Genomic DNA, 25,262 nt, shown 5'->3' with positions numbered 1-25,262 from the left:
TCTAGACAAAATAGTAACTTCCCCGCACAAAAACTGTATTTTTGCAGGAATCACGTGAGCCGGACTTTTCAGTGAATGGTGGTAAACTCAACTAAGAGGCGGATCAGTTACAGTTCGAAATCACATATCGGTCAGAGGGCCCGCCGCGGCTTATACATTTTTTTACGGGACAATTCATCCGGCAATTTGCTACAATACGGAGTATCAGAAGGTTATCGATTGACGTGACGTGCGCTCCTAAATTGTGGAGAGGAAGGACAGGCGTGAAGCGAAAAAATCATTGGGTGCTTTTTGCAATCCTCCTGCTCGCTTTAATTAATCTGTCGCCTAGCGAAGAATTAACGCTAGTTCGCCAAGAAGACGGCGGGGAGGCTCAGCCGGTTACGCCGCCTGAAGCGCAAACCAAGGAGGAGACTGGCCACATCCAGGTGGCAGTACAGATGAATGAGACTGACTTCCGTCGTCTGGAGGAGATGAACCGGCAGTTTACGCTGAGCCATCCGGTGGAGGTGGATCTAGTGAATGTGCCGATGGAGGAGAGTTATCCCGCGTACCAACGCAAGCTAATGAAGCTTGGGGAGTCGCCGGACGTCCTGCTTTTGGACAATGTCTGGGTTCGCCGTTTTGCGGCGGACGGTTACCTGCTGCCCACGGAGGGGTATTTCTCGGGCTCGTTGTCAGGCGAAGTGTTAAGCGCTTCCTTAATTCCGAACGAGTGGAATGGTTACGTCTGGGGAGTCCCGCTCGATGTGGATCCCTATGTGCTGGTCTATCATGAGGACAAGCTGAAGCAGTTAGGATGGAAACGCCCGCCGGCTACAGCGGATGATTGGAACGTCTTCATCTCCACCTTCAAAAAACAACATTCCCAGCCCTACCTATTAGGGTTGGATTTCCGTGATCCCTACGCTGCAGCGACCTTACTATGGCAAGTCGGCGGAGGCTGGAAACCAACCGGTTCAGGACCCTTCTATGCAATGGAAGAGGGGCATCTGACATACGCCTTGCAACTGCTGGAATCACTGCGCTCAACGCTCATGGATTCTAGCTTGACTGGATTGGATGCGTGGAGCAAGCTGAGTGACGGCGAACTGTCGATGATGATCACGACGGCAACGGAAGCCGAGAAGCACCGGCATCCTCGCACGAAAATCTGGATGCCTGAGTTGCAACAGAATCTAGCGTCGACGTGGATCCTCGGCCGAAGTTACGCCGTTTCTTCCCAAACGGATCATCCCGATGCGGCCGGATTGTGGATCTCGGAAATGACCTCCCTTTATAATCAAGCGCGATGGTATGAAACTACCGGGAATCTTCCCGTTCTCAAAACGATTTATTACGAAGCCGCGCGAAATCAGCTTCCCGCTTGGATCCCCGCCACGTTGGCTGCGGGATCCGGCATTGTGCTGCCAGCCAGTCCATCGCTACCGGAACAGCTCGCAGCTTTCGCACCGCCCACCACCGATTTTTTAAGCGGAGCGATAACCGGCAAACAATATCGCGGACGGTTGGCTGAGCTAAGTCGATAAAACATCACCTCGTATTTATAATGTCAACTTCAATTTCACAGTTAACGTCCCCTCGGAGATCACCGCTTCAGTGGCCTCCACGAAGGGGACGATTTTTTTCGGATAAAAGCCAAGGTCGAAATCCCGCTCCAGTTCAGCACGCGTCGTATCCGGGAGAGCCAATCCATTAAACAGCAAACGGTCTACGTGGAAAACAATTGCGTTCTCCGGTTCCTGCTCCACCGTATAATGCCCCTCGACTTCGAGCTCCAAGCCTTCCCGACTGCCGCGTGCGATGATCTTATTTGTTTTGAATTGAAAGCTCATATCCTTGAGCAGCTCGCTCTTGCGGTAGAGAAACGCATTTAGATCCTGCTCGTGGACCTCAAGACGATAGCCCCCTTTTTCAGCAATCAAACTGCTCTCGTTCTGCTTCAAAAAGTCGGAGAATTGCGACATCGCGGAGCTGAGTGCCTGAAAATATCTGCGAAGCTCGTACAGTCCAACGTTCTCCCAATAGGCAGTCAACTCCTGAATTAACGCCTTTAACTTCTCGGGATCGGCGCTGAGGCCAAGGGATTCGTCGACGCTTTGTCGAAGCGCGGCCACCCGGGTGCGCTGGAGCTCCAGTTCCTCCTTCATACGGGCCAGTTCAGTGGACGTGGCTTCCAGCTTCTGTTTGGTCTTCGTCAGATCAGCATATTCCGACTTGTATTGGTTAAGGATGGTACGATCCCGATCCAGAATGAGTTGATAATAATCCAATACGGTAAAAAAATCCTTCAGACTGTTCACACTCAGCAAAGCATACAGCAGATTTTCCCGTTCCCCCATATAATACGCGCGTAATCTTAAGCCAGCTTGTTCGCGGCTGATCCGGATTTGCTCGTTTTTATCGCTTAATAGTGCCTGCAGCTTGTGAAGGTCTGTTGCCGTCTCTTGCTGGCGGGAAGCGATTCGCTCGATTTCCCGGTCGATTTCCTGAATGGACAAGCTTTGTTCCAGGATCTGTTGTTCTTCAGCAGTCAGCGGAGCAGCGGCAGCCGACAAACTGGCAAACTGAAGAGCTGCCAGCAACAGCAATAGACAGAGCGATATGATGCGTATCTTCAACAACGATCCTCTCCCATCTGTAGTTGTCCTATATATATGATAACAGGTCCCGAAATAGCAGAACTCACGAAAAAAGGCGTTCCAGCATCATGCCGAAACACCTTTTTGAAATACTTATGAGATTTGGGATTAGAGGGGTAAACCCATTTTGAAGACCGTCCAGTAGCTGAAACCGGTAAATGCGACGATCATATATCCCCAGAACAGCAGGATATAGGTTCTCTCGGTAAGCTTCAGATAGCCGAAAAGGACGAAAAAGGCGGTTTGCAAGAAGAACAGCAAAGCCATTTCCGTCAGATCGCCCGCAAAGGCCATAAGCCCAATAGCCAGTGTGAAGAAGCCAAGGACGCGAAACATGCGTGCCACGAGGTAATCCCCCTTTCTTATGTATCAACGAGCCTTCCATTCCTTTTCCCATTATACCCGTTAGGCTGAAAAGTGTAAACGAAAAGTCACGATTTAGCCAAATATCGAAGGTGTTGTTGTGACAAACCTTACAGTAGTGTTGGCGCCCCCTGCTCTTGTTATTCATTTCATGAAACGTCATGTATGGAGTCCCCGGATTTTGGAAATACATTTTAGTATCAAATAGATTCTATGAACTCTATGAGAGGCATAGAAATGGAGTAAGAAGCATTTTACCCTTACGCCTGCCGGAGACCGCCGGTTGGATGACGGTTAGATTAGGATGTCGTTAGGAGGTTTTTATAGCATGACAGCTGTGAGACAAGATGCATGGAGCCCAGAAGATGATTTGATTCTGGCCGAGGTTACCCTTCGGCATATACGGGAGGGCAGCACCCAATTAAACGCTTTCGAAGAGGTCGGGGAACGGATAGGCAGAACGGCGGCGGCCTGCGGTTTCCGATGGAACAGCTGCGTTCGCAAGAAGTACGAAGCGGCCATCAGCATCGCGAAAGCACAAAGACAGAAACGTAATTATATGAAAAAGCAAAACTCGCTAACGGCCGGTTCCGGCATGGCCTCGCTTACTTCCGTCGATATGGACGACAACGGTTATCGCGGAGATGGGGTGTCGGAGGAGACGATTTCGATTGACGCGGTGATCCGCTTCTTACGCGGATGGAAAAACACGATTCAGGAAACGAATCGGCAAATCAAAACGCTGGAGAAAGAGCTTAAAGAGAAAGAAGAGGAGATTGCGAAGCTTCGCGAGGAAAACGAGAAGTTGTCGGCGCAGGTCAATGAGGTGCAGACGGATTATCGGGTTGTGAACGACGACTATAAAGCGTTAATTCAGATCATGGACCGGGCTAGAAGATTAGCTTTCTTAAATGAAGAAGACGAAGAAAACAAATCCAGATTCAAAATGGATGCGAACGGAAATTTAGAACGGATCGAATAACCGAAAACTATCGCAAAATCTCGCCTAAATGGCGGGATTTTTGTGTTGTTAGGGGGAGTTTGGTATAAAGGGATTAGGAGATACAGAAAGGGAGTGGAGCTCCATGCAGATCGATATCATCGGCGCCGGTGCACTGGGGCTGCTGTTTGGCGGTAAGCTGGCGGCGTCTGGTCTGCCGGTACGTTTTTGGACAAGAACCGCTGAGCAGGCTGCAAAGCTGAATAAAGAAGGGATTCGTCTTACTGAAGCGGACGGGTCCACAACCGTTGTGCATGGAAAGCGGTTCAAAGCTTTACCCGCTGGAGAAAGTGGCGTGCCGGAGCGGGCGGCTGAATGGCTGGTGTTAACGACGAAGCAACGCCATATCGATGCGAAGCTGCTGTCTTTTCTGAAGCAGATTGTGGGGCCAGAGACGAAGGTTGTGTGCTTTCAAAATGGGATCGGACATCTTGAGCTGATCGGCAAAGCATTGCCGGGGATACCGCTCTATGCGGCGATTACAACGGAAGGTGCCAAACGGCTGGATGAATGCAGCGTGAACCGGGCTGGCCAGGGGACAACGCAGATTGGTGCGAACGGCGATATGGCCGAGCTGGAGTCTCATGCAGAAAGTTTCGTGAAATTGCTGGTGAAGGCAGGATTTACCGCCCTTTTGTCGAAAGACATCGGGAGAGAAGTCTATAGAAAGCTGCTAATCAATGCGGTGATTAACCCCTTAACAGCTTTGTGGCGGCTGAATAACGGCCAACTGTTGGAGAACGATGAACGAATGGGCCTGCTCCAGCAACTTTGCGATGAAGGATTACAGGTTTATGAGGCTTACGGGATTCCACACGATGCCGATATGTTCAATCAAATCGTCAAGGTTTGTCGATCAACCTCAACGAATATCTCTTCCATGCTAAAGGACGTGCAGCAGGGAGCGCCAACGGAGATTGATCAGATTAACGGGAAAATCGTTGAGATGGCGCACAGCAAAGGGATCGCGGTTCCCGGACACGAGATGGTTTGGCGGTTGGTCCGAGCTTTGTAAGCTGACATGGATATAAAAATATAGTTACTTACTTTTTTGAATTGATTTTTTCTATAACCAAAATTGATGCGGAGGTGAGGCTTTGGAAGCGTTGGTCTCTTCCTTGATCGTGTTGGCTATGATACCGGTCATTCCATTTGGGCTCGTTTACTTCATTCATTATTATGTCAAACGGGACAAGAAAAGAGCGCTGAAGCTGGCCATGGACGTAACGACGCTGTTTCTGATCTTGTCGGTCTCTGCTTTGTTTAATAATCTGTTCCATTCGACCTTTGGCTTCTATCTGATTCTAATCATTCTATTGGTGGTTAGCGGATTGATTGGCGGGGCGCAGACTCGCCTGAAGGGAAGGGTCGACGCCCGCAAGCTGCTGCGTGTGGTGTGGCGTTTGGCGTTTGCGGCAACCGGATTAGCATACGTTTTATTATTTTTGATCAGCTTTATTACATATATCACCGCCGCTTAGGCCAAACTATGGTTAACTTTTCAATACCGAATAAAAGGATGACATTCTTGGTTAATTGTTAAGAAAATCAAATGTCAATATTGTATATTGGACTATTTTGTTAAAGTCTAGCGCGAAATTTGACAAATTACGCGAAAAATCTTTAATTTTGTGTTGGATTTTTTTGACCGCTGGTTGTATAATCTAAAAACATATACCAAACCATTTTAAGGGGGATATTGCTAGATGAAGAAGAGTAAGAGTCTATTGCTTCTTCTGACGCTCGTTCTTGCAGTCGGCACTTTGCTTGCCGCATGCGGATCGAACAACGGAAACAGTGGCGCTGCTAACAATGGCGCAGCAAATGGAGGCAATACAGCTTCCGACAATGGTAACACCGGCGGAGAGAAACTGGCCGCAGATCAAACGCTTAGAATTAACCTGAGCGCTGAACCACCAACATTTGATCCGGCTCAAGCTCAAGACAGCCAAGCGAACACGGTTCTGAAATTGATGTATGAAGGTCTTACTCGTATGGATGAATCCGGTCAAGTTATCCCCGCTGCAGCTGAAAGCTGGGACATTGACGGAACGAAGTATACGTTCCATCTGCGCAAGGACGCAACTTGGAGCAATGGCGACCCTGTAACGGCGAACGATTTCGTATTCGCTTGGGAGCGCGTGCTGAGCCCGAACACAGATCCGGCTGCACCTTATGCTTATCAATTGTACTACTTGAAAAATGCTCAAGAATATAACGAAGGAACAATTACAGACTTCAGCCAAGTTGGCGTCAAAGCAGTTGACGACTACACGCTGGAAGTAGAACTGGTTGCTCCAACTCCTTACTTCCTCGGTCTGACTTCCTTCTATACGTTCTATCCGGTTCACCAATCCGTTAAGGATGATCCGAAATGGGCGGTTGACCAAAGCAAAATGATCGTTAACGGCGCGTTCACGCTGACCAACTGGGTGAAAGGCCAATCGATCGAAGTAACGAAGAACGAAAACTATTGGGATAAAGCTAACATCAAGCTGAACAAAATCACCATGTCTCTGGTTAACAGCGGCGCAACTGAGTTGGCTTCTTACCAAAACAACGAATTGGATCGCGCAGGTGCGCCTAACGGCGAAATCCCAACCGACCAAATTCCGATCCTGAAAGATCAATTGAAAGACGAATTGGAGATCAAAGGGATTGCAAGTACGTACTACTATGAATTTAACGTAACGGCTAAACCGTTTGATAACGTAAATATCCGCAGAGCGTTCTCGATGGCAATCGATCGTCAAAAAATTGTTGACAACGTAACGCTGGGCGGACAAGTTCCGGCATTTGGCTTCGTACCTCCGGGTATCAAAGGCGTGAATGACGAATACCGTAACGAACATAAAGACGACTACTTCGCGGAAAACTTAGAAGAAGCGAAGAAGCTGCTTGAACAAGGCATGCAAGAAGAAGGTTACACAAAACTGCCTGAGATCACATTGACTTACAACTCCAGTGAAGGGCACAAGAAAATCGCTTTGGCAGTTGCGGATATGTGGAAGAAAAACCTGGGCGTTGACGTGAAAGCGGAAAACCAAGAATGGGCCGTATTCATCGAAAACCGTCAAAACCTGAACTACCAAGTAGCTCGTGCTGGTTGGAGTGCAGACTACAACGATCCGATGACATTCATGGATATGTGGGTAACAGGTGGCGGTAACAACGACACCGGCTTCTCGAACGAAGAATACGACAAGCTGATCAAAGAAGCCAAAACTAGCGACGATATGGCTGTTCGCGACAAGAACTTCGCAAGAGCAGAAGAAATCTTGATCAAAGAAAATCAAGTTCTGATGCCGATTTACTACTATACAAACGTTTCGGCTACGAAACCGTGGTTGAAAGGTGTAGTACTTGATTACAGTGGTGCGATCGATTACACCCGCGCTTATATTACGGATGATCGTAAATAAGTCATTGCAAATCGCATAGAAATCTCGGGATATATATGTGGGTATTCCATATATATCCCGTTTTTTTTGCGTGTCCTCTTCTTCCAAGCATTACGTCCTTATACAAATATATGGAATAGACAAAGTGGTTCTTTTCACCTAAAATCGATATATGTCGAAATTTAAAAGAAGGAGGTGTGAACGGGCATGGTACGCTATATTGCCAGTAAGTTTTTTTACATGTTAATTTCACTGTTTATTTTGATCTCAGCTACCTTTTTCCTGATGAAGGCGATTCCGGGGAATCCGCTGACTTCAGAGAAGCAGGTACCTCCGGCAATTAAGGAGCGCCTGATAGAACAGTTAGGTCTCGATAAGCCCGTTTACCAGCAATATCTGAAATATTTGGGTGAAATTGCTCAGGGCGATTTGGGAATTTCCATGAAGCAAATCAACCAGGATGTATCCAACATTATCAGTCAAACGTTTTCGGCTTCATTGAAGCTGGGGATTGTTGCGATTATCGTCGCGTTAGTCCTTGGGGTACTGCTTGGTATGCTGGCAGCGCTGTATCATCGCAAATTGATCGACAATGTGGCGATGGTGTTAGCGGTGCTGGGCATCGCGGTACCTAGCTTCGTCGTGGCTTCTTTGCTGCAGTACGTATTTGCTTCGAAGCTGCACTGGCTGCCGACGATGGGCTTTAAAGGTCCGATGTATTATGTGTTGCCGGTAGCGGCCCTCACGGCGCAGCCGATCGCGTTTATTGCCCGTTTGACTCGTTCCAGCATGCTGGAGGTATTGCATGCGGACTACATTAAAACAGCAAAGGCAAAAGGCTTGGGCTGGATGGCCATTCTGTTCCGTCACGTCATTCGTAACGGGATTATGCCGGTCATCACCTACATGGGACCGATGACGGCAAACATCGTAACCGGTTCTGTGGTGATTGAGCAGCTCTTCGGGATTGGCGGCATCGGGAAGCAGTTCGTGCAAGCGATCAGCGTTCGCGATTATCCGTTGATTATGGGGATTACGATCTTCTACGGCGTAATCTTGATGGTGGCCCGGTTTATCACAGACATCCTTTACGTGCTGGTGGATCCGAGAATTAAGCTTGCGAAAGGGAAGGAGGGATAATGCGCATGGAAAATACAAATCCGATGAAAGTGATGCCGACACCGGTCGACCTGACGGCGGACGATTTCCGCAAAATTGGCGCGGACGAGAAAGAAGCCGAAGTCATTCAACGCGAAAGTATTTCTGCTTGGCGTGATGCATGGCAACGATTGCGCAGCAATAAGCTGGCGATGACGGCTTTGATTTTCTTGGGGCTGGTTACGCTCGCTGCGATTATCGCTCCTTGGATTGTCGGTAAAATCTACGGCTACAACTATTATTCGAATGATCTTCTAAATACGAACAAAGCGCCATCGGCCGCACACTGGTTTGGCACGGATGATCTCGGTCGTGATATGTTTATCCGTACCTGGATGGGAGCTCGTATATCCTTGATCGTAGGTTTGGCGGCGGCGTGTATCGACCTCTTGATTGGCGTTATTTACGGCGGAATCATGGGGTACTACGGCGGTCGCGTCGATGAAATTATGAGTAAGTTTTCGGAGATTTTGTACTCCATCCCTTATCTGCTCGTTACGATTCTTTTGCTGGTCGTGATGGAGCCAAGCTTAGGGACGATTATCTTGGCATTAACTATCACCGGCTGGATTAATATGTCGTGGATTGTCCGCGGTGAAATTATGCAACTGAAAAACCGTGAATACGTACTGGCATCCCGCTCGATGGGCGCAGGCCACGGACGCTTGTTGTTCCGCCACTTGTTGCCAAACGCAGTAGGGCCAATTATCGTTACGGTGACCTTATCTGTGCCTAACGCCATTTTCGCTGAAGCTTTCCTTAGCTTCCTTGGCTTGGGCGTTCAAGCTCCGGTTGCTTCGCTGGGTTCGATGATCAACGATGCCTTGACCGGCTGGTTGTATTATCCTTGGCGGATGCTGTTCCCGGCTATTCTGATCAGTATCATCATGCTGGCGTTTAATATTTTTGGTGACGGTCTTCGCGATGCGCTTGACCCTAAACTGAAGAAGTAGGAGGTGGAATGATGGAGCCGATTTTACAAGTTAAAGATTTGCATGTTTCCTTCCAAGTCAAAGGTGGAGAAGTGAAAGCCGTTCGCGGTATGAACTTTGAAGTGGGGAAAGGTGAAACGGTTGCGATCGTCGGCGAATCCGGCAGCGGCAAGAGTGTCACGGCCCAAACGATTATGCGCCTGATTCCGTCTCCTCCTTCCATTATTAAGCAAGGTGAAATTATTTTCCAAGGGCAAGACCTATTGAAAAAAAGCGACAAGCAAATGGAATCGATCCGCGGGAAAGATATTGGCATGATATTTCAGGACCCGATGACCTCCTTGAATCCTACAATCAAAGTAGGCCGACAAATTACTGAAGTATTAATCAAACATCAGAAAATGTCAGCGGGCGAAGCGAAGAAACAGGCTACCGAAATGCTGAAGCTTGTAGGCATCAAAAATGCAGAAGCCCGCTTTAACCAATATCCACACGAATTTTCCGGGGGGATGCGGCAACGCGTCATGATCGCCATTGCGCTTGCCTGCCGGCCTGCGCTGTTGATCGCTGACGAACCTACAACGGCGCTCGACGTGACGATTCAAGCTCAAATCATGGACGTCATGAAAGAAATGCAATCGCGGTTGGGCACCTCCATCATTTTGATTACCCATGACCTTGGCGTTGTAGCCGGCATGTGTGATCGTGTCATCGTTATGTACGCGGGTGAAGTGGTGGAGACCGGAACGAAGTGGGAGATCTTTAAAAACCCGCAGCATCCGTACACCAAAGGTTTGTTACGTTCGATGCCGCGTTTGGACCAGAAGAAAGGCGAACCGCTGATTCCGATTATCGGGACGCCGCCGGACTTGATTAAGCCGCCAATTGGTTGTCCATTCGCTGCTCGTTGCGACCAAGCGATGAAGATTTGTGAACGCATCGACCCCGGCGCGACGGTATTTAGCGAAACACATACCGCCCGTTGCTGGGATCTTCATCCGATGGCCAAGGAGGTACAGTCGTCATGAGCAAAGGCAAGACGTTAATTGAAGTTGAAGGCTTGAAAAAATACTTTAATGTTGGCGGCGGTAACGTCCTGAAAGCAGTTAACGACATCAGCTTCTCGATTGCCGAAGGCGAAACGCTTGGCCTCGTTGGCGAATCGGGTTGCGGTAAATCGACCGCAGGCCGTACCATCCTTCGTTTGTACGAGCCTACAGCTGGCAGCGTCCGCTTTAACGGCGTTGATATCAGCAAATTGCCGCCGAAGAAAATGAAAGCGATGCGCCGTGATATGCAGATGATCTTCCAGGATCCATATGCATCGCTGAATCCACGGTTTACCGTAACGGATATTATCGGGGAAGCGCTGGATATCCACGGTTTGGCCGGCTCGAGAGCTGAACGTAAGAAACGCGTTGAGGAATTGCTCGATATGGTTGGCCTGAACCCGGACCATGCAACCCGTTATCCGCATGAGTTCTCCGGCGGTCAGCGCCAACGGATTGGGATTGCTCGCGCGCTTGCGGTAAATCCGAAGTTCATCATCTGTGACGAACCGATCTCGGCGCTGGACGTCTCCATTCAAGCCCAGGTTGTTAACCTGCTGGAGGATCTGCAGGAACGTCTCGGATTAACGTATCTGTTTATCGCACATGACTTGTCCATGGTGAAGCACATCAGTGACCGTGTAGCCGTGATGTACCTGGGGCGGATCGTAGAATTGGCAGATAGTGAGGAGCTGTATGCCAATCCATTGCACCCTTATACCAAAACCCTTCTGTCCGCGATTCCGATTCCGGATCCGGAAGTTGAAGCGAATAAGAAACGGATTGTTCTGGAGGATACGACCAGCGGTCCAATCGGCAAAGAAGGCGCAGCCAGCGGAGGCTTGTACGACTTGGAGAATTCCGAGTTGGTGGAAGTGTCGAAAGGCCATTTCGTCTCCATGCCGAAAAAAGGTTGATCGAACCTGCGAACTCCCGCAGCCGTGTATGACGGATGCGGGAGTTTTTTTGCGCCTTATTAATTACGGAAAGTTAGAGGTTTAGCTAAAGTAAGGATTTCTTTGACGGAGCAGTGGGACATCCGTTACAATCAAGGAAGGTTTTGATGCAGACAGGAGGACGCAAACTGATGAATGTCGTTCAAGAGCAACTTTCATTTGCAGGGCCGCTGGCTGAAGTTTACGTAAATCAGTTTGCTACGGTTCAGCAATTGTATGAGAGCAACCCGGCGGAAACGAGCAGCTGGGCTGAACGAGTCGCATGGCTTGATCAATCAGAGCATACGCGTGTAGGTCGGAAGGCGCTAGCAGCCCGACTTCGTGAATATAACAGACAATATAACCCGGACCCAGCCGTGGAGCAGGCAATCCATCAGCTTGAGCAGCCGGGAACGGCGGTGATTGTCGGCGGGCAGCAAAGCGGATTGTTTACCGGGCCGCTGCTCGTGATCTATAAAGCGGTGACCATCCTCAAAGCGGCGAAGGATGCTTCTGCCCGGTTAAATCGCCCGGTGGTGCCCGTGTTCTGGATTGCCGGCGAAGACCACGATTGGGATGAGGTTAATCACACCTATGTCATGGCGCCGGATTTGCAGGTGCGTCGGATCCGCATGCATCGAGGCGGCATGGAACGGCTCCCCGTCAGCTTTACAAAAGTGACGTCTGAGGCGTGGGACAAGGCTCTAACCGAGCTGGAGCAGCTGCTGCCCGACAGTGAGCATAAGGCGGTGGTCCTGGATTTGGCACGAAGCTCGTCAGCGGATGCGGATAACTTGACGGCCGCTTTTGCCAAGCTGATGGGAGCTTTGTTTGGAAAATACGGACTGGTGCTGCTGGACTCGTCAGATCCTGAGTTGCGCCGGCTGGAAGTACCGGTGTTTGAGCAAATGATTCGCCGCAATGATGAGCTGGAATCGGCTTACCACGAAACGGTACGGGATTTGGCGGGCTTGGGATTTGAACCTTCGGCTGAAGTGGCCGAAAATGGAGCGAATTTGTTCTATATTAATGAACATGAACGGCTGCTGTTGTTTAAACAGGAAGGGCGCTTCGAAGACCGCAAGGGCAAAGTCTCCTTTACGGCTGACGAGCTGCTCACCGAGCTGCGGGAGCATCCGGAGCGGTTCAGCAATAATGTGTTAACTCGCCCCTTGATGCAGGACAGTTTGCTTCCCGTCCTTGGCTCGGTTCTCGGCCCCGGCGAAATTGCTTACTGGGGGCTGACGCGTAAGGCGTTTCATAAACTGGGGCTGAAAATGCCACTGCTGCTGGCACGGGAAGCTTTTACGGTGGTAGATCGAACCGTGCAAAAGTATATGCAGAAATATCAGCTCAGCTGGGATGATGTGAAGGATGCCGAAGGCTTCCGCCGCAGACGTGAAGCTTGGCTTGCGGCGCAGGAGCGGATGCCGGTCGACAAGCGGTTTGATGAGGTCATCGCTGCGTTTGGAGAGCTATACAATCCGCTCATTGAGGAGCTGGCAGGAGTTCAAAGCGATTTGTCCAGACTCGGGGCGGTGAACCGAGACAAGATCATCGGCCAAATCGAGTATTTGCGCGGCAAGGCGAAGGATGCTTTGGAGAAAATTCATGAGACCGGCTTACGCCATTTCGACCGGATTCAACTCTCGCTATTCCCTCTAAGCAAGCCGCAGGAGAGAGTTTACAATCTCTTTGATGCATTAAATCGGTATGGGACAGATTGGATCGAAGGCCTGATGAATATCCCTTATGAGTTAACTGGCAAACATCGAATCATCTATTTATAGGAGGAGACATTTATGAGTTCGTTAGCGATTCAGAACAGCATCATTACCGACTTGAAGCTTGCGCCGGAGGGGCATTTGAAGATCGATTGGGTGGAAGCCCACATGCCGGTGCTGAACCGGATTCGGAAGCAATTCGAGGCGGAGCAGCCTTTTAAAGGACTGAAAGTGACCATCTCGCTTCATTTGGAAGCCAAAACGGCCTACTTGGCTAAAGTTATCCAAGCCGGTGGGGCGGAAGTGACGATTACCGGCAGCAATCCGCTGTCGACGCAGGACGATGTTTGTGCTGCACTCGTTGAAGATGGCATCACCGTTTATGCCAAATATAATCCTGAACCGGAAGAATATAAGGCGTTGTTAATTAAAGCGCTGGAGACGAAGCCGGATCTGATCATCGACGATGGCGGTGATTTGGTTACGATCTTGCACTCGGAACGTCAGGATTTGCTGGAGAATGTGCGGGGCGGCGCTGAAGAGACGACTACCGGGATTTTGCGCCTGAAAGCGATGGACAAGGAAGGTCAGTTGAAATTCCCGATGGTTGCAGTTAACGATGCTTATTGCAAATACTTGTTCGACAACCGTTACGGCACCGGCCAATCGGTATGGGATGGCATTAACCGGACGACAAACCTGGTCGTTGCGGGGAAAACCGTGGTTGTTGTCGGCTACGGCTGGTGCGGCAAAGGCGTGGCGATGCGGGCCAAAGGCCTCGGCGCTAACGTTGTGGTTACCGAAGTTGACGCGATCAAAGCGGTGGAAGCGGTGATGGACGGCTTCCAAGTGATGCCGATGCTGGAAGCAGCGAAGATCGGCGATTTCTTCGTTACAGTAACAGGCAACCGCGATGTCATTCGCGGCGAGCACTACGATGTGATGAAGGACGGCGCGATTCTGTCCAATGCCGGCCACTTCGACGTGGAAGTAAACAAGCCAGAGCTTGAGGAGCGTTCGGTTTCTGTTCGCACGGTGCGTAAGAACATTGAAGAATATCAGCTGAAAGACGGACGCAAGATGTACCTGCTCGCCGAAGGCCGTCTGGTGAACTTGGCTGCTGGTGATGGACATCCAGCTGAAATTATGGACATGACGTTTGCGCTGCAGGCGTTGTCTTTGAAATACGTCAATGACCGTTATAAAGAAATCGGGAAGACGGTTGTGAATGTCCCTTACGAATTGGATGAGCAGGTAGCTCGCTTCAAACTGGAAAGCCTCGGCGTGAACATCGATGCGCTGTCCGCGGAGCAACGCGCTTACCTGGATAGCTGGCAAGAGCATTAATTTGTTGGGAGTGCGGGAGCAGTTCAATCGCTGGTGGAGAGAAGATCCTCGTTCCAATTGATGCTGCTCCATCGCCAAGAGGCGATAGTTAACGGTAAATCGTACCGTTAATTGCTGATTTTCCCCCGCTAGAGGAGATTTAACGGTAAATCCTACCGCTAATTCCGACAGATAGAGCAAAGTTGGAGGATTTCACCTAAAATAACGGTACAAAATGCTCTTAATTCGCAGAAACCAGAGATCAATCCATAAAATAACATTAGTTTTTACTGTTAACGCACGATAAGCGGACTATCTCAGGCAGATTCAATCTGTCGGGATAGTCCTTTTTGCTGCTTCTTAAGCGCCAAACGAACTTCTACCGCGGTCGCTGTCCTAAAGCAATACACTCTTCGCATCCACCTCATGTCAAAAAAAATTTGAACCAAAGAAGGAATTTCACATTTAGTGTGGAATAGTTACATATCACAGTGGTGTAAAGTGGTGCAAAGTGGGGGAAAGAGGTAAGGAGTGAGTCACCAATGTTTATGGGGGAATTCCAACATAGCATTGACGATAAAGGCCGGATTATTATTCCGGCTAAGTTTCGTGAACTCCTCGGCAGCTCTTTCGTTGTAACCCGCGGCTTGGACCAGTGTCTTTTCGTTTATCCAATGCAGGAATGGGAAGTGCTGGAACAGAAGCTGAAGGCCTTACCACTGATGAAATCCGACGCCCGTGCGTTTACCCGGTTTTTTTTCTCGGGAGCAACCGAATGTGAATGGGATAAACAGGGAAGGGTAAACTTGCCGAGTAATTTACGGCAGTATGCCAAGCTGGAGAAGGATTGCGTTGTTTTAGGCGTGTCGAATCGCGTGGAAATTTGGAGCAAAGACACGTGGGAGCAATACTTCCAGCAGTCGGAAGATACGTTTAACGAAATTGCTGAGAAGTTGGTGGATTTCAACTTCGATCTTTAGAAGAGGTTATTCTTTGAGCTAAGTCAAATGAATTCAGGTTTGGGGGCGTAAGTCTTGTTCCATCACATCACGGTACTCAAAGAAGAAGCAACAGAAGGGCTGCGCATCAAGCCGGACGGCATTTATGTGGATTGTACGCTGGGAGGCGGAGGCCACAGCTCTGTTATCTTATCCAAGCTAGGTCCCGGGGGAAGGCTGATTGCTTTCGACCAGGACGACTGGGCATTGGACAATGCCAAGGAGCGGCTAGCAGCCTATGCGGACAAGTTAACTTTGGTAAAAAGCAATTTCCGCTACATTGAGCAAAAATTGCGGGAGATCGAAGGGGTGCCGCAACTAAACGGAGTTCCCCAGGTGGACGGCGTATTGTTCGACCTCGGCGTTTCCTCTCCCCAATTTGATGAAGGAGAGCGGGGGTTTAGCTATAATGCGGACGCGCCGCTCGATATGCGGATGGATCAATCGGCCTCGTTGACGGCTCGGGAGATCGTAAATACGTGGCCAGAACGCGAAATTGCTCGGATCTTGTTCCAATACGGCGAGGAGAAATTTTCCAGGCGGATCGCCAAGGTCATTGCAGACCGGCGAGCGCAGGAGCCGATTGAAACGACGGGTCAGCTCGTCGAGCTGATTAAGGAGGGCATCCCGGCGGCCGCAAGGCGTACGGGGGGGCACCCCGCCAAGCGCAGCTTTCAGGCCTTGCGCATCGCGGTTAACGATGAGCTGGGCGCATTCGAAGAAGGGCTGCATGCCGCTATCCGTTGCTTGGCGCCGGAAGGACGGGTTTCGGTCATCACCTTCCACTCGTTGGAGGACCGAATCTGTAAGCAAATCTTTGCCAGCTATGTGGAGAAATGTACTTGCCCGCCCGATTTTCCGATGTGCGTATGCGGCGGCAAAGGATCACTTAAATTAATCAACCGGAAACCAATCGTTCCGTCGGAGCAGGAGTTGGCTGAGAATCCGCGGGCCCGTTCCGCGAAATTGCGCGTGGCGGAGAAATTGCAAACCGGTGTGGAGGTATCGTAAATGGCTTATACGCGTGGGAATCTGGCAGTCAAGGAGAAGCAAGCAGAACGCAGCTATCAACCGCAGCGTTATCGGGAAACGACGAAGGTCGTCACCCGCCGTTCGCCGTTGCCGGTCCGTGAGAAGTTGCTGTATATGATGACGGTTATTTTTTGCGTGGCCGTGATGGGCGGGTTGTTATGGCAAAATGTGTCACTTTACAACATTAAGCGCCAAATGTTTAATTTGAATACGGACATTCAAGCGATCAACGCGGAAGTGAAGGAACTTAGCATCCAGAAGGAAAAGCTGGAGGAACAAATTCCAGAGAAGGCGAAGGAGCTCGGTTATGTTCAGCCGGAGGTAGAAGGTTTTCATGTGAACGTGCCGGCAGATGGCGTTGAAACGGCCAAGAAATAATGTCTAAAGAGGTTTTGCCATGATCAAGCGAATAAAGCTTCGAACACTGCTGATAGGGGGATGTATTACCCTCTTTTTTGCTGTATTGATCGGTAGAGCGTTTTGGCTGCAGGTTGTGCAAGCGGATTTTTGGCAGTCGCATGCGGAGGAGCTGTGGTCGACCAAAAAGTTGCTGCCCGCCACGAGGGGAACGATCATGGATCGGAACGGCGATGTCCTGGCAGTGGATGCTCCGGCTTACACGGTGGCGGTTAATCCCGAACTTATTAACAAATACGGCATTCAGGACGAGGTCGTTGAAGGGCTTGGCAAGGTTCTCGGGAAAGACGAAGGTGAACTCCGGAAGATCGTCAATGCGAAAAAAGAGTCCGGCGAGTTCTATACGCAACGTGAGGTGCGGAACGAGGGCTGGAAAATTGATCAAGACTTGAAGAATCAGGTGCAGGCATTGATCGACGAGCTGAAGGAAGAGCATAAAAACCTGCAGGACGTCGGTATTTACTTGATCAAGGATCAGAAGCGATATTATCCGAATCAAAGCTTGGCTTCCCACGTTTTGGGATATATCGATCGAGAGGGCAAAGCCGTATCTGGAATTGAAGCCTACTTCGATGAACAGCTCAAGGGCGTGAACGGTTCGCTCGAATATAAGCGGGACGGCCGAGGAATTGAGATTCCGAAAGCGAGCGAAATTTATAACCCGCCGAAGAACGGAGACAACTTGAAGCTGACGATCGACTACACGATCCAGTATTACATCGAGCAGGCGATGAAGGAAGCCTACGCTCAGCTGCAGCCGATCAGTATGACGGTGATTGCGGCCGATCCCAATACGATGGAAATCCTTGGCATGGCGAATATGCCGACCTTTAACCCCAATGAATATTGGGCGGATGTCGATCAGAAGAATTTTTATAACCACGCGATTAAGTCCGTTTACGAGCCAGGCTCCACCTTTAAAATCGTAACCTTGGCCGGGGCGGTTCAGGAAGGCTTATTTAATCCAAACGCTACATACAAATCCGGCAGCATCCGGGTGCCGGGGCAAACGATTCACGACTTGAAGCGGTCCGGTTGGGGCGAAATCACTTATCTGGAAGGCGTCAAGCGCTCCAGTAACGTCGCATTCGTCAAACTGGGTTACGAGATGCTGGGCCCGGAACGGCTGAAGACGTACGTCGATCAGTTTGGCTTCGGGAGAAAGACGGGCATTGAGCTGCCGGGAGAATCCAAAGGGATCGTGGATCCGGTGCAGCAGGCTGACTTTGCGGCGATGTCATACGGGCACGGGAAGCTGCTTGTGACGCCGCTGCAGCAAATTGTCGCAGTATCGGCGATCGCCAACGGCGGCAAGCTGATGGAGCCCCATATCGTCAAGTCTATCACCGATCCGCAGACCGGGGAGACGGTGGAAACTACACCTAAAGTGCTTCAACAGGTGATCTCTCCCGACACAGCGAAGGAAGTCGGAACCTATTTGGAGCAAGTCGTTTCGGACCAAAAAATCGGTACCGGACGCCATGCTTACATCGATGGGTATCGTGTAGCTGGTAAGACGGGGACTGCGGTAAAGGTAGTTAACGGCCAATATGATTACACGAAGCAGGTCGTTTCTTTTATCGGCTATGCGCCGGTGGATGATCCGAAGATAGCAGTCATCGTCTTGATCGACGAACCGAAGGACTCGGAGCTGGGCGGGGGGGCTGCTGCCGCCCCGGTATTTAAGCAGATCGTGAATCAAACGCTGCAATATATGGGTGTTCCGAAAAAATACGAAGGCAGCTCGTCTGATAACTCCTCGAAGTCGGTTGCTACGGGCCCTAAGGTTCCGGATGTCGGTGGTCTGTCGGTACAACAAGCCAAGGACAAGCTGTCGGCCAGTCGCATCTCCTACGCAACCTATGGGAAGGGGGACACGATTATCTCTCAATTCCCGAAGGCGGGCACGACGCTTAAATCCGGGCAATTCGTGTACTTGGTTACAGAGAAAGGCTCGGACATCAATGTGCCGAACCTGCAGGGCGAATCGTTGCGCGATGCGGTGGAGCTGCTGTCCATCCTGCAGATCCCGGTTACGACACAAGGGGAAGGTTACGTCGTTTCGCAGGAGATCGTGAACGAAAACGGCGGCAGACGCGTGATCCTTACCTTGGAACCGCCGGACAAGGAGGAAACTTCGTCCGACGAGGAGCAGGCGGAGGATGCCACAAACGGCGGCGATCAAGGGGACGATGCAGGAGAGAAGAAGACCTCGGACTCGCCATAGCTTGTTCTAACCCCTGGTTGTCCTGAATAGTCATGTGATGAGTACAATCATGATGATGTCAGGATAGGTAAGGGGGGCAACCTGTGAAAGTATCCAGATTTACCGTCAGACGAAGATTATTCTGGCTGTTAATGGTGTTATGTTTGCTGTTTGTGGCGCTGGCCGTGCGTCTTGCCTACGTTCAAATCGGGAAAGGGGCTGAATTGTCCGCCAAAGCGGAGGATTCCTGGCGCCGGAATATCCCGTATTCGGCGAAGCGCGGCGAAATCAGCGACCGCAACGGCACGATGCTAGCTTATAATATTACGACGCCAACGGTGATGGCCATCCCGGTGCAGATCAAGGATCCGGAGCTGACGGCCAAGAAGCTGGCGCCGCTGCTTGGGATGACCGAGGAATCGGTGCTGAAGACGATCACCAAGAGACAATCCATAGTCAGGCTGCAACCCGGCGGACGCAAAATTACGATGGAAAAAGCGCAGCAAATTCGTGATTTAGCTCTTCCGGGTATTGTTGTTGCCGAAGACAATAAGCGCTACTATCCCTTCGGAGGATTGGCGGCACATATCCTGGGCTTTACCGGCGGGTACAACCAAGGCCTTACCGGCGTGGAAAGCAAGTACGATAATTTACTCAGCGGCATGAACGGGAGCGTATCTTATCTATCTGATGCCGGCGGGCGCTTGATGCCAGGTTCGTCGGAGAAGTACGTAGAGCCGAAGGACGGTCTAAATCTGACGCTAACGATCGACAAGACGATCCAAAGCATCATCGAACGGGAGTTGGATCAAGCGATGGATCGGCTGCAGGCTGATTCGGCACTGACGATCGCGATGAACCCGAAGACAGGAGAAATCCTTGGCATGGCAGCCCGGCCGGGGTACGAGCCTGGAGCTTACCAAGAATATGATACCGAAGTATATAACCGGAACTTGCCGATTTGGATGACGTACGAGCCAGGTTCCACCTTCAAGATCATTACGCTGGCAGCGGCATTAGAAGAGAAAAAGGTGGATTTGCTGAATGAGCGTTTTTTTGACCCAGGTTATGTTAAGGTAGGAGGGGCTACGCTTCGCTGCTGGAAGAAGGGCGGCCATGGCAGCCAAACGTTCCTTCAGGTTGTTGAAAACTCCTGCAACCCGGGATTTGTAGCGTTAGGCCAACGGCTGGGTAAAGAGACGTTGTTCGATTACATCAAAAATTTCGGCTTCGGCAGCAAAACCGGCATCGATCTGAATGGAGAAGAGAACGGGATTTTGTTTAAGCTCTCGCAAGTAGGGCCGGTGGAATTGGCAACCACCTCGTTTGGTCAAGGCGTATCGGTGACTCCGATCCAGCAGATTACGGCGGTTTCTGCGGCGATTAACGGCGGGAAGCTGTATAAGCCTTTTGTCGCCAAAGCGTGGACGAATCCGGAGACAGGCGAGGTTGTTTCCGAGAACAAGCCGCAGATGGTGCGGCAGGTCATTTCGGAGGAGACCTCGAAGCAAATTCGTATGGCGCTGGAAAGCGTCGTCGCCAACGGAACTGGCGGGAACGCGTTTATCGACGGGTATCGGGTTGGCGGGAAAACCGGGACAGCGCAAAAGGTCGTGAACGGACGGTACTCGCAAAATGAACATATCGTTTCCTTTATCGGCTTCGCCCCGGCGGACGACCCGCAGATCGTGGTTTACACGGCGGTGGATAACCCGCAAGGCATTCAATTCGGCGGCGTGGTAGCTGCTCCGATCGTTCGCAACATCATGGAGGATGCGCTGGAGTATATGAAGGTTCCTCCTCGTGAGCAACAGGTCAACAAGAAATATAAATACGGCGAGACGCCAATCGTCACGGTACCTGATTTGATCGGCCACACGACGCAGGAAATCTACGAGGACTTGAATATGAATTTCAATCTGGCCAGATCCGGCGCCGGCAATGTGGTGATCAACCAAGCCCCGAAAGCGGGGGCACGCGTAGAGAAGGGATCGACGATCCGCATCTACATGGGGACAGAAGCGGAAGCAGAGCAACAGCATGATCATAACTCGATCACAAGTGAATAATAATCCTGAACTTAGTTAAATTTGGTGATAATATAGTATGAGTGTGTATCGGTAATTCAAAAATTGTGTATGGAAACCCGATTTTTGAATTTCGTATAGGGCACGCAGTTGAAAGACGGAGGGGTAACCTATGCTGCTTAAGAAACTAGCAACGTATTTTATGACATCGCAGATACGAGGAGATGAAGAAACGTCCTGTACGGGGATCGCGATCGATTCGCGCAAGGTACAACCGGGGGATCTATTTATTTGCCTTCCCGGCCATACGGTGGATGGTCACGATTATGCCCGGCAGGCTGCAGAACAAGGGGCTGCAGCACTGGTGGTAGAACGGTGGCTGGACGAGGTTGCCCTGCCGCAGCTGAAAGTCAAGGACTGTCGACAGGCGATGGCTGTACTCGGAGGCGTATTCTACGGGGCGCCTAGCTCGCGGCTGAAAGTCATCGGCGTGACTGGTACGAATGGCAAGACGACCACTACTTATCTGATCGAGCGGATTTTGCAGGATCAAGGCAAGGAAACGGGATTGATTGGCACCATCCAACGCCGGTTCGCCGGGCAGACGTATCCGATGTCCGGGACAACACCGGAGTCGCTGGAGCTGCAGAAATATTTACATGACATGGCTGAAGGCGGCGGTGAGTATTGTGTTATGGAAGTGTCCTCCCATGCGCTGGCGCAAGGACGTGTGAAAGGAACCCGCTTCCGGACGGCCGTATTTACGAACTTAACCCAGGATCATCTGGATTATCATAAGACCATGGACGAATACCGCTGGGCCAAAGGATTATTTTTCTCCCGATTGGGGAATACGTATGCGGAAAATCCAGAGGAACGCAGCTATGCCGTGCTGAATGTTGATGACCCGGCGAGCGCTTATTTTGCCAAACAGACGGCGGCTGAAGTGATTACGTACGGCGTGGAGCAGGATGCCGACGTTAGAGCCTCCAACATCTCGATTACCGCACGGGGGACATCCTTTCACGTGGATACGTTCCGCGGCAGCGCAGATATCTCCTTGCGGATGGTAGGGAAGTTTAATGTATACAACGCGCTGGCCGCCATCTCCGCGGCACTATTGGAAGGTATCCCGCTTACGCAGATCAAGGCCAGCCTGGAATCGGTGAAAGGCGTTGAGGGTCGAGTGGAAGCGGTGGACGAAGGTCAGGATTTCGCCGTCATTGTGGATTACGCCCATACCCCGGACGGGTTGGAGAATGTGCTGCGGACGGTAAATGAATTTGCGAAAGGCCGCGTGATTTGCGTCTTCGGCTGCGGCGGGGATCGGGATCGGAAGAAACGCCCGATTATGGGTCAAATCGCCGCGAAGTATGCGGATTACGTGCTGGTGACCTCGGATAATCCGCGTACGGAAGACCCGCAAGCGATCTTACGGGACATCGAACAGGGACTCATCGAGGACGGCGTGGATCAGGCGCGTTATGAGATGATCGTCGACCGCCGCGAGGCGATTGGCAAGGCTATTGAAATGGCAAGCCATGAGGATGTAGTATTGATTGCGGGCAAAGGCCATGAGACCTATCAACTGATAGGTACGAAGGTGCTTGATTTTGACGATCGAATCGTTGCAAAAGAAGCGATAAGGGGTCTGGCAAAGTGATTAAAAGAAACTTAGCAGAAATTGCCGCGATGTGCGGCGGACAGATTCGGGATGCGGGCGATGCTGGCATCGAAGTGCAGGGGGTTGTGACGGATTCCCGGCAAATAACGAAAGGCTGCCTGTTTGTGCCGCTGGCGGGGGAACGGTTCGATGGCCATGATTTCGCGTCGGACTGCCTTCAGGCTGGAGCAGGCGCTTGCCTATGGGCGCGCTCAAAGGGAACGCCGCCAGGCCCGGCCGTACTCGTGGACGATACGCTAATCGCGCTGCAGGCGCTGGCCAAATCCTACTTGACTGCAACCGGAGCAACAGTAGTCGGGATCACCGGAAGCAACGGGAAAACGACGACCAAAGATCTGGTTTACGCTCTTTTATCGACGACATATCAAGTGCATAAAACCAAAGGGAACTTCAACAACCATATCGGACTTCCGTTAACGATCTTGGCCATGCCGGAAGATACGGAAATCGCCGTGCTGGAGATGGGCATGAGCGGGCGCGGGGAGATCGAACTGCTCTCGAAGATTGGTGAACCGGAAACAGCGGTCGTCACCAACATCGGCGAATCTCACTTGCTGCAGCTGGGTTCGCGGGAGGAGATCACAAGAGCCAAACTGGAAATTCTGGCGGGGATGAAGCCAGGAGGACTGTTCATCTACAATGGGGACGAACCTCTTATCCCTCAAGTGCTGGCCGAGCCGTCTACGGTGAAGCCGGAAGGTCTGCGAACAGCAACATTTGGGCTGCGTCCGGAGAATGACTTGTATCCCACAGGAATCCTGTTTACGGACCATCATACGTTGTTTACGCCGCATGGCAGCGAAGGCGAACCGCTGGAACTGCCGCTTCTGGGTGAACATAATGTATCCAATGCGCTTGCGGCGATCACGGTTGCCCGTCAATACGGGGTGAGCGACGCAGCGATCCGTGAGGGCTTCAGCAATGTGGAGCTGACCGGAATGCGGATTGAAGTCATTACTGGACAGAGCGGCATTACGATCCTGAACGACGCGTATAACGCCAGCCCGACTTCGATGAAGGCGGCCCTTGGCGTTTTGGAGCATATGAAAGGGCATCGGAAGAAGATCGCCGTGCTGGGGGATATGCTCGAACTGGGCGATTCCGAAGCAGATTATCATCGCGAAATCGGGGAGATGTTGACGCCAGGTAAGGTGGATCTGCTGTTCACCTGCGGTCCGCTGTCGCGCCACATTGCCGAGGGGGCGAAGAAACAGTTGGACCCCAATTGTATTCATGCATATACTGATAAGTCTGAACTGATCCGCAAGCTGGTTTCGTTGCTGCATCCTCAGGACATTGTCTTGGTTAAGGCTTCCCGGGGCATGAAACTCGAAGAAGTCGTTGAAGCGATCAAAACTAGCGAGCTAACACACTAATACCGGCGAAAGGGGGGGATCCCATGGATTTTGGACTTATCTTGTTAACGATCGGCGTATCTTTTATTCTGGCGGTCATCTCGGCTCCGCTGATCATACCGCTGCTGAGAAGACTCAAATTCGGCCAGCAAATTCGCGGCGAAGGGCCGCAAAGCCATTTGAAAAAGGCGGGCACGCCAACGATGGGCGGCATTATTATCCTACTAGCGTTTACGTTGGCTTACTTAAAATTTTCCGTTGTGAATACCGACTTCTACGTGCTACTCGTTGCCACGCTGGGGTTTGGACTGGTCGGATTTCTCGACGACTATATCAAAATCGTATTTAAACGGTCTTTGGGTCTCACACCCAGACAGAAATTAATTGGACAGCTGCTGTTCGCCGGAATCATGTGTGCCTTGCTCATTTCGGAGGGTCATAGCACAGCGATTGCTATCCCGGGGACGGACATTTCGTTTGACTGGGGCCCGTGGTTCTACTATCCGTTTATCGTGATCATGATGATGGCGGTGACGAACGCCGTGAATTTTACCGATGGCGTGGACGGCTTGCTGTCGGGCGTCAGCGCAATTGCGCTGGGGGCATTCGCGGTGATCGCCATGCAGGTGACTTCGCTTCCATCTGCGGTATGTGCCGCAGCCATGATCGGTGCCGTGCTGGGCTTTCTCGTCTTTAACGCGCATCCGGCCAAGGTGTTCATGGGCGATACCGGTTCGCTGGGCATCGGCGGGGCGATTGGCGCGATTGCGATCGTCACCAAAACCGAGCTGTTGTTCCTGGTCATCGGCGGAATATTTGTCATCGAAATGTTGTCTGTCGTCATCCAGGTCGTTTCGTTTAAGACACGCGGCAAGCGGGTATTTAAGATGAGCCCGATTCACCATCATTTCGAGTTGTCCGGTTGGTCGGAATGGCGCGTTGACGTCACCTTCTGGGCGGTTGGACTGGTGCTGGCGGTCATAGGACTTTACTTGAACAAGGGGTTGTAATGA

Annotated in this window: 21 protein-coding genes; 19 read left to right on the top strand and 2 right to left on the bottom strand. The window is 51.0% G+C overall.

The features are described 5' to 3' along the window. The first annotated feature begins 263 nt into the window (after positions 1-263). Positions 264-1,529 (top strand): sugar ABC transporter substrate-binding protein, encoded by a 1,266-nt coding sequence (locus RW092_RS07225; RefSeq protein ID WP_085169631.1) that lies wholly within the window; start codon positions 264-266, stop codon positions 1,527-1,529. A gap of 15 nt (positions 1,530-1,544) precedes the next feature. On the opposite strand, the gene RW092_RS07220 is transcribed toward RW092_RS07225, so the two are convergent. Next, positions 1,545-2,621, bottom strand: a complete 1,077-nt coding sequence (locus RW092_RS07220; protein WP_255315286.1) for a coiled-coil domain-containing protein — start codon at positions 2,619-2,621, stop codon at positions 1,545-1,547. Positions 2,622-2,750: 129 nt separating this feature from the next. Next, a complete protein-coding gene (locus RW092_RS07215) occupies positions 2,751-2,987 on the bottom strand; it encodes a DUF2626 domain-containing protein (RefSeq protein WP_009225581.1) in 237 nt (78 codons plus the stop codon). A gap of 346 nt (positions 2,988-3,333) precedes the next feature. Here RW092_RS07215 and RW092_RS07210 point away from each other — a divergent pair, with 346 nt between their 5' ends. From RW092_RS07210 to mraY, 18 genes are all read left to right on the top strand, one after another. After that, on the top strand, positions 3,334-3,987 hold the full coding sequence (locus RW092_RS07210) for an RsfA family transcriptional regulator (protein WP_009225582.1): 654 nt from the start codon (positions 3,334-3,336) through the stop codon (positions 3,985-3,987). A 103-nt stretch (positions 3,988-4,090) separates the two neighbouring features. After that, entirely contained in the window at positions 4,091-5,020 is a 930-nt protein-coding gene (locus RW092_RS07205) for a ketopantoate reductase family protein (RefSeq protein WP_316009892.1), read from the top strand. An 82-nt stretch (positions 5,021-5,102) separates the two neighbouring features. Next, positions 5,103-5,486, top strand: coding sequence for a DUF3397 domain-containing protein (locus RW092_RS07200; RefSeq protein WP_316009891.1), 384 nt, complete (start codon positions 5,103-5,105; stop codon positions 5,484-5,486). A gap of 225 nt (positions 5,487-5,711) precedes the next feature. Then, a complete protein-coding gene (locus RW092_RS07195; RefSeq protein WP_316009890.1) occupies positions 5,712-7,427 on the top strand; it encodes a peptide ABC transporter substrate-binding protein in 1,716 nt (571 codons plus the stop codon). A gap of 186 nt (positions 7,428-7,613) precedes the next feature. Beyond that, positions 7,614-8,546 (top strand): ABC transporter permease, encoded by a 933-nt coding sequence (locus RW092_RS07190; protein WP_316009889.1) that lies wholly within the window; start codon positions 7,614-7,616, stop codon positions 8,544-8,546. Further along, the gene (locus tag RW092_RS07185; RefSeq protein ID WP_316009888.1) at positions 8,546-9,517 is read left to right on the top strand and encodes an ABC transporter permease; all 972 of its coding nucleotides are present in this window, start codon (positions 8,546-8,548) and stop codon (positions 9,515-9,517) included. Before RW092_RS07190 ends, RW092_RS07185 begins: the two co-directional genes overlap by 1 nt. Before the next feature lie 11 nt (positions 9,518-9,528). Next, entirely contained in the window at positions 9,529-10,524 is a 996-nt protein-coding gene (locus RW092_RS07180; RefSeq protein WP_316009887.1) for an ABC transporter ATP-binding protein, read from the top strand. After that, on the top strand, positions 10,521-11,462 hold the full coding sequence (locus RW092_RS07175) for an ABC transporter ATP-binding protein (RefSeq protein WP_028537929.1): 942 nt from the start codon (positions 10,521-10,523) through the stop codon (positions 11,460-11,462). The genes RW092_RS07180 and RW092_RS07175 overlap by 4 nt, the downstream gene beginning before the upstream one ends. A gap of 170 nt (positions 11,463-11,632) precedes the next feature. Further along, on the top strand, positions 11,633-13,270 hold the full coding sequence (bshC, locus tag RW092_RS07170) for a bacillithiol biosynthesis cysteine-adding enzyme BshC (RefSeq protein WP_316009886.1): 1,638 nt from the start codon (positions 11,633-11,635) through the stop codon (positions 13,268-13,270). Positions 13,271-13,282: 12 nt separating this feature from the next. Then, positions 13,283-14,551 carry an adenosylhomocysteinase gene (locus tag RW092_RS07165; RefSeq protein WP_085169624.1) on the top strand — a complete coding sequence of 423 codons (1,269 nt, stop codon included), beginning with the start codon at positions 13,283-13,285 and terminating at the stop codon, positions 14,549-14,551. A 521-nt stretch (positions 14,552-15,072) separates the two neighbouring features. Beyond that, on the top strand, positions 15,073-15,510 hold the full coding sequence (gene mraZ / locus RW092_RS07160) for a division/cell wall cluster transcriptional repressor MraZ (protein ID WP_009225592.1): 438 nt from the start codon (positions 15,073-15,075) through the stop codon (positions 15,508-15,510). A 54-nt stretch (positions 15,511-15,564) separates the two neighbouring features. Beyond that, positions 15,565-16,539 carry a 16S rRNA (cytosine(1402)-N(4))-methyltransferase RsmH gene (gene rsmH / locus RW092_RS07155; RefSeq protein ID WP_316009885.1) on the top strand — a complete coding sequence of 325 codons (975 nt, stop codon included), beginning with the start codon at positions 15,565-15,567 and terminating at the stop codon, positions 16,537-16,539. Then, the gene (locus RW092_RS07150; RefSeq protein ID WP_009225594.1) at positions 16,540-16,938 is read left to right on the top strand and encodes a hypothetical protein; all 399 of its coding nucleotides are present in this window, start codon (positions 16,540-16,542) and stop codon (positions 16,936-16,938) included. A gap of 19 nt (positions 16,939-16,957) precedes the next feature. Beyond that, positions 16,958-19,204 carry a penicillin-binding transpeptidase domain-containing protein gene (locus tag RW092_RS07145; protein ID WP_316009884.1) on the top strand — a complete coding sequence of 749 codons (2,247 nt, stop codon included), beginning with the start codon at positions 16,958-16,960 and terminating at the stop codon, positions 19,202-19,204. An 83-nt stretch (positions 19,205-19,287) separates the two neighbouring features. Continuing rightward, the gene (locus RW092_RS07140) at positions 19,288-21,252 is read left to right on the top strand and encodes a stage V sporulation protein D (protein ID WP_316009883.1); all 1,965 of its coding nucleotides are present in this window, start codon (positions 19,288-19,290) and stop codon (positions 21,250-21,252) included. A 130-nt stretch (positions 21,253-21,382) separates the two neighbouring features. After that, a complete protein-coding gene (locus RW092_RS07135) occupies positions 21,383-22,873 on the top strand; it encodes a UDP-N-acetylmuramoyl-L-alanyl-D-glutamate--2,6-diaminopimelate ligase (RefSeq protein ID WP_016311502.1) in 1,491 nt (496 codons plus the stop codon). Further along, positions 22,870-24,270, top strand: a complete 1,401-nt coding sequence (locus RW092_RS07130; protein ID WP_316009882.1) for a UDP-N-acetylmuramoyl-tripeptide--D-alanyl-D-alanine ligase — start codon at positions 22,870-22,872, stop codon at positions 24,268-24,270. Before RW092_RS07135 ends, RW092_RS07130 begins: the two co-directional genes overlap by 4 nt. A gap of 23 nt (positions 24,271-24,293) precedes the next feature. Further along, on the top strand, positions 24,294-25,259 hold the full coding sequence (mraY, locus tag RW092_RS07125; RefSeq protein ID WP_016311504.1) for a phospho-N-acetylmuramoyl-pentapeptide-transferase: 966 nt from the start codon (positions 24,294-24,296) through the stop codon (positions 25,257-25,259). The last annotated feature ends 3 nt before the right edge of the window (positions 25,260-25,262 follow it).

The sequence above is a fragment of the Paenibacillus sp. 3LSP genome, assembly GCF_032465655.1.
GTDB classification, from domain to species: domain Bacteria; phylum Bacillota; class Bacilli; order Paenibacillales; family Paenibacillaceae; genus Fontibacillus; species Fontibacillus barengoltzii.
The sequence above is the reverse complement of the archived record's forward strand: the minus strand, read 5'-3'. Positions and strand labels throughout refer to the sequence as shown.

Bases quoted from the DNA above. Each gene is read 5' to 3' on its own strand.
- RW092_RS07210 (WP_009225582.1), top strand. From the start codon at position 3,334: ATGACAGCTGTGAGACAAGATGCATGGAGCCCAGAAGATGATTTGATT.
- RW092_RS07150 (WP_009225594.1), top strand. From the start codon at position 16,540: ATGGCTTATACGCGTGGGAATCTGGCAGTCAAGGAGAAGCAAGCAGAA.
- RW092_RS07190 (WP_316009889.1), top strand. From the start codon at position 7,614: ATGGTACGCTATATTGCCAGTAAGTTTTTTTACATGTTAATTTCACTG.
- mraY (WP_016311504.1), top strand. From the start codon at position 24,294: ATGGATTTTGGACTTATCTTGTTAACGATCGGCGTATCTTTTATTCTG.
- RW092_RS07165 (WP_085169624.1), top strand. From the start codon at position 13,283: ATGAGTTCGTTAGCGATTCAGAACAGCATCATTACCGACTTGAAGCTT.
- RW092_RS07195 (WP_316009890.1), top strand. From the start codon at position 5,712: ATGAAGAAGAGTAAGAGTCTATTGCTTCTTCTGACGCTCGTTCTTGCA.
- RW092_RS07135 (WP_016311502.1), top strand. From the start codon at position 21,383: ATGCTGCTTAAGAAACTAGCAACGTATTTTATGACATCGCAGATACGA.
- RW092_RS07180 (WP_316009887.1), top strand. From the start codon at position 9,529: ATGGAGCCGATTTTACAAGTTAAAGATTTGCATGTTTCCTTCCAAGTC.
- bshC (WP_316009886.1), top strand. From the start codon at position 11,633: ATGAATGTCGTTCAAGAGCAACTTTCATTTGCAGGGCCGCTGGCTGAA.
- RW092_RS07175 (WP_028537929.1), top strand. From the start codon at position 10,521: ATGAGCAAAGGCAAGACGTTAATTGAAGTTGAAGGCTTGAAAAAATAC.
- RW092_RS07185 (WP_316009888.1), top strand. From the start codon at position 8,546: ATGCGCATGGAAAATACAAATCCGATGAAAGTGATGCCGACACCGGTC.
- mraZ (WP_009225592.1), top strand. From the start codon at position 15,073: ATGTTTATGGGGGAATTCCAACATAGCATTGACGATAAAGGCCGGATT.
- RW092_RS07145 (WP_316009884.1), top strand. From the start codon at position 16,958: ATGATCAAGCGAATAAAGCTTCGAACACTGCTGATAGGGGGATGTATT.
- RW092_RS07205 (WP_316009892.1), top strand. From the start codon at position 4,091: ATGCAGATCGATATCATCGGCGCCGGTGCACTGGGGCTGCTGTTTGGC.